Below are 4976 nucleotides of genomic sequence, written 5' to 3' on the forward strand. Positions count from 1 at the left end.
AGATGTGTATACGAGACAGGTAACGGCCGTTACGGCAGGGCTCGTGTCCGAATGTCAGACTTGACCCCCGTTGTTTTTTAGCTGCGCTCGCGCAGGATGCGGTTGACGCCGGCCACGCGGCGCACGTTGCGCAGCAGGCCCGCCAGGTGCACCCGGTCCTTCACCTGGATCGTGAAGCGCAGCTGGTGCAGCACGTGTTCCTTGTCTTCGTCCATGCCGACGTAGGTGATGTTGGCGTCGGACTCGCCGATCTCGGCCGCCACGCGCGCCAGGATGCCCTTTTCGTTGTTGATCAGCAGCTTGATGCGGCTGTCGAAACGGCGGTTCAATTCGGTGCCCCACTTGACCGCGATCCAGCGGTCCGGTTCCTTGACCTTCTGGCGCTTGGCCAAGGTGCAGTCGCTGGTGTGCACCAGCAGGCCCTGGTCGCGGCGAAGCTGGCCGATGATGGAGTCGCCCGGGATCGGCAGGCAGCATGGCGCCAGTTGCACCGACACCCCTTCGCTGCCGCAGATGGTCACCGGATCGAGCTCGGCCGCGCTGTTGTGGTCGACCGGCGCGCTGGCCGATTCGCCGCCGCGCAGGCCGAAGATGTGGCGCGCCACCAAGGCCGCCATGCGCTTGCCGATGCCGATGTCGGCGTACAGCTCGTCGAGCGACTTGGCGCTCGATTCGTTCAGCAGCCGTTCGGCCAGGTGCTCTTCCAGCAGCGGGTTGATGCCCAGCGAGGTCAGCGCCTGCGCCAGCAGCTGCTCGCCCAAGGTGATCGATTCCGGCAGGTTGATGGTGCGCAGGTGGTGGCGGATCGCCGAGCGCGCCTTGCCGGTGCGGACGAACGACAGCCACGTCGGGCTGGGCCGCGAATTGGCGTCGGTGACGATCTCCACGATGTCGCCGTTGCGCAACTCGGTGCGCAGCGAGGCCGGCTCGTTGTTGATGTTGACCGACACCGTGTGGTCGCCGATGCCGGTGTGGATCGAATACGCGAAGTCGATCGGCGTGGCGCCGCGCGGCAGCGCGATGATCTTGGACTTGGGCGTGAACACGTACACCGAATCGGGGAACAGGTCGACCTTGACGTGCTCGAGGAATTCGGCCGAGTCGCCGGTCTGCTGCTGGATGTCGAGCAGCGATTGCAGCCACGCATGGGTGCGCTGCTGCATGTCCGACAGGTTGGAGTCGCCGTTCTTGTACAGCCAGTGCGCGGCCACGCCCGATTCGGCGGTGCGGTGCATTTCCTGGGTGCGGATCTGGAACTCCACCGGCGTGCCGTACGGGCCGATCAGGGTGGTGTGCAGCGACTGGTAGCCGTTGAGCTTGCGGATCGCGATGTAGTCCTTGAACTTGCCCGGCATCGGCTTGTACAGCGAGTGCAGCGTGCCCAGCGCCACGTAGCAGTTGGGGAAGCTGTCGACCACCACGCGGAAGCCGTACACGTCGAGCACCTGCGAGAACGACAGGTGCTTGCTGCGCATTTTTTTATAGATGCCGTACAGCGTTTTCTCGCGGCCGTAGACCTCGGCCTCGATGCTGGCCATGGCCAGCGTGTTCTTGACCGATTCGAGGATCTTCTTGACCACCTCGCGGCGGTTGCCGCGCGCCGCCTTCACGGCCTTGGCCAGGGTGCGGTAGCGCAGCGGATACAGGTGCGAGAACGACAGGTCCTGCAGCTCGCGGTAGATGTTGTTGAGGCCGAGGCGGTGGGCGATCGGCACATACACTTCCATGGTTTCGCTGGAGATGCGCGCCTTCTTGGCCGGCGCCATCACCTCCATGGTGCGCATATTGTGCAGGCGGTCGGCCAGCTTGATCAGGATCACCCGCACGTCCGAGGCCATCGCCAGCAGCATCTTGCGGAAGTTCTCGGCCTGCGCCTCGATCTGGCTCTGGAACTCGATCTTTTCCAGCTTGGACAGGCCGTCGACCAGGTTGGCCACCGGCGCGCCGAAGCGTTCGATCAGCTCTTCCTTCTTGACGTCCTGGTCTTCCATCACGTCGTGCAGCAGCGCCGCCATGATGGCTTGCGCGTCGAGCTTCCAGTCGGCGCAGATCTCGGCCACGGCGATCGGATGCGAGATATACGGCTCGCCCGATTTGCGCACCTGGCCCAGGTGCATTTCGTCCGAGAAGCGGTAGGCTTCCTTGACCTTTTTCAGGTCGGCGGCGTTCATGTACTCGGCCAGTTTTTCGGTCAGATGGGTGACCGAGGCAACGCCCGCGGTCAGGGTGGGCGTGGCCAGGGGCGACGAAGAAATCACAGGCGGGATGGGAGCTGGTGCGGATGAGGCGAGGGTGGTGGTGCTATCCCCTGCGTCGGCGCCCGACGTGGCGGCGGCCGGCGCAGGGGCCGGCTGGTTGGCCCGTGCGGGCTTGCCACTCAGTGTCGGATCGGCAGGGATCAGATTCATACTTTTGCGTTCCGTCTCGATGAGAATGTGAAATCAGGATATTCGATACCGGAATATCCCATACTTACTGACTAACCGCACCATTCACATTGTTCGGGAACGCCGGGCCCAACTTACATCGGGACCTTTTTCAACATTTCCAGACCGACCTTGCCGGCGGCGATTTCACGCAGCGCGACCACGGTAGGCTTGTCCTTGGCTTCGACCTTGGGCGTGTGGCCTTGCAGCAGCTGGCGGGCGCGATAGGTCGCGGCCAGGGTCAGCTGGAAACGGTTAGGGATGTGTTTCAAACAATCTTCAATAGTAATGCGGGCCATCTTAACTCCTAAAATCTTGTGTATTTATTCAGCGTGGATACCCAGTTGGGCAAATAGCGAGGCGTTGCGCGCCGCTTGTTGCGCAAACCGGCAACGGGCCGCTCTGACAATCGCCGTCAATTCCGATAGGGCGATTGCAAATTCTTCGTTGATGATAGCATACTCGAACTCGGGAGCGTGGGCGATTTCGCCGCCCGCCGCCAGCAGCCGGCGCGTGATCACGTGGGGCGCGTCGGTGGCGCGTTTCTTCAGGCGTTCCTCCAGCGCGTCGATCGACGGCGGCAGGATGAAGATGCCGGCCGCCTGCGGGAACTGCTTCTTCACCTGGCGCGCGCCCTGCCAATCGATTTCCAGCAGGATGTCGGTGCCGGTCTTCATCTGCTGTTCGACCATGATGCGCGAGGTGCCGTAGTAATTGCCGTGCACTTCGGCCCATTCCAGGAACTCGCCGGCGTCGGCGCGCTGGACGAAATCCTCGGCGCTGGTGAAGTAGTACTCCTTGCCGTGGGTCTCGCCCGGACGCGGCGCGCGGGTGGTGGTGGAAATCGACAGCTTGATGGTCGGCTCCTGCGCCAGCAGGGCGTTGACCAGCGTCGACTTGCCGGCGCCGGACGGCGCGACCACCATGAACAGACTGCCGGCGAATGAGTTGGTTGAGCTCATGTCTCTCTTTCGAAAACGTCAACGGGCGCACGATGGCGTCGCCCAAAGATGTATTTTACCAAGAGCAAGCCCCGGCGGCCAATTTACAGCAGCGTGGGCCGGTGCAGGGCGGCGGCCGGCGCCGCTTCGTTGCATTGTTGTAAAAAGAGGATAGTGTGACAATTGGATGGATTTCCGTTGATTTCTGTATCACAATTAATCCGGAACTCTCTGACGGGCCAAGCCATCGTGCCACAGCTGCTGATCTGGACTCTGGAAGGGCAACGCTACGCTTTGCCGCTGGCGGCGGTGGAGCGGGTGGTGCGCGCGGTCGCCGTCACGCCCTTTCCGGCGGCGCCCGGCGCGGTGTGCGGCATCGTCAACGTGCAGGGGCAGGTGGTGGCCGTGATCGACCTGCGGCGCCGCTTGCAACTGCCGGCGCGCGCCGTCGCGCCGAGCGACCAGATGGTGTTGGCCAGCACCGGGCGCAGGCGCCTGGCCTTGATCGCCGATGCCGTCAACGGTGTCGCCGAGTGTGCCGACCAGGCGGTGGTGGCAGCCGGCCACATCGTTCCCGGCGCCGGGTACATGAGCGGCGTCATGACGCTGGACGACGGCATGATCCTGATCCACGACCTGGATCGGTTCCTGTCACTGGACGAGGAATTAGCTCTCGAGAAGGCGCTGTCCGATGCCGAATGATCGCGAAACCGAAACCGCAGCCGCGCCGTCCGATGCCTTGCTGACGGCGTTCAGCGGCTATATCACGCAGCATCTGGGCCTGCATTTCCCGCGCGGACAATGGCCCGAGCTGGTGCGCGCGGCCCAGGCGCTGGACGGCGCCGGCGCCGGCGCCTGCATGCGGCGCCTGATGGCGGCGCCGCCGACCCGCGGCCAGGTCGAACAACTGGCCCACCAGCTGACCGTCGGCGAAACCTATTTCTTCCGCGAGCCGGCCGTGTTCGACGCGCTCGAACACCAGGTGCTGCCGGCCCTGATCGCCGCGCGCCGCGCCGCCGGCCGCACGCTGCGCATCTGGAGCGCCGGCTGCTGCACCGGCGAGGAACTGTATTCGGTGGCGATCCTGCTGCAGCGTCTGATTCCCGACCTGGCCGACTGGCGCATCAGCCTGCTCGGCACCGACGTCAACCCCGGCTTCCTGCGCAGGGCGGAGCAGGGCCGCTACCGCGACTGGTCGTTCCGCGCGGTGCCGGCCTGGCTGGTGTGGCGCCACTTCGGGCCGCCGCAGGACGGCTTGCGCGCCATCGCGCCGGCGCTGCGCCGGGGCGTGCGCTTCGACTACCTGAACCTGGCGGCCGACCTGTTTCCCGGCCCGGAAGTGGGGGCGCCGGCGCTGGACCTGATCCTGTGCCGCAACGTGCTGATGTATTTCGAACCGGCCAGCGGCGCGCGCACCCTGCAGCGGCTGGGGCGCGCGCTGGCGCCGGACGGCTGGCTGGCGGTCGGCATGGCCGAGGCCGGCCACGCGCTGCTGGCGCCGCTCGAACCGGTGCGCTTGCCCTCGGCGCCGCTGTATCGCCAGCGGCCGGACGCGCCGCGGCCCGACCTGAACCCGGCCGTCGCGAGCTGGCCCGGCGCCGTGCCGGCC

General features: G+C 65.4%; 5 protein-coding genes. 2 read left to right on the forward strand and 3 right to left on the reverse strand.

Translation table 11 applies throughout. The features are described 5' to 3' along the window. Positions 1–77: 77 nt before the first annotated feature. The 3 genes from AC1RMD_RS30575 to gmk form a co-directional block, all read right to left on the reverse strand. Positions 78–2408, reverse strand: a complete 2331-nt coding sequence (locus AC1RMD_RS30575; protein ID WP_492932521.1) for a RelA/SpoT family protein — start codon at positions 2406–2408, stop codon at positions 78–80. 113 nt (positions 2409–2521) lie between these two features. Further along, positions 2522–2725 (reverse strand): DNA-directed RNA polymerase subunit omega, encoded by a 204-nt coding sequence (gene rpoZ / locus AC1RMD_RS30580; protein WP_026334175.1) that lies wholly within the window; start codon positions 2723–2725, stop codon positions 2522–2524. A 24-nt stretch (positions 2726–2749) separates the two neighbouring features. Continuing rightward, positions 2750–3388, reverse strand: a complete 639-nt coding sequence (gmk, locus tag AC1RMD_RS30585) for a guanylate kinase (protein ID WP_492932523.1) — start codon at positions 3386–3388, stop codon at positions 2750–2752. 162 nt (positions 3389–3550) lie between these two features. On the opposite strand from gmk, the gene AC1RMD_RS30590 reads away from it, so the two are divergent. Both AC1RMD_RS30590 and AC1RMD_RS30595 read left to right on the forward strand, forming a co-directional pair. Continuing rightward, positions 3551–4069: a chemotaxis protein CheW gene (locus AC1RMD_RS30590; RefSeq protein WP_492932525.1), complete on the forward strand. Its 519-nt coding sequence runs from the start codon at positions 3551–3553 to the stop codon at positions 4067–4069. Continuing rightward, on the forward strand, positions 4059–4976 hold a 918-nt coding region (locus AC1RMD_RS30595), incomplete at its 3' end, for a CheR family methyltransferase (protein ID WP_492932527.1). The genes AC1RMD_RS30590 and AC1RMD_RS30595, both read left to right, overlap by 11 nt.

It is taken from the genome of Duganella sp. GW822-FHT06D06 (assembly GCF_058799615.1).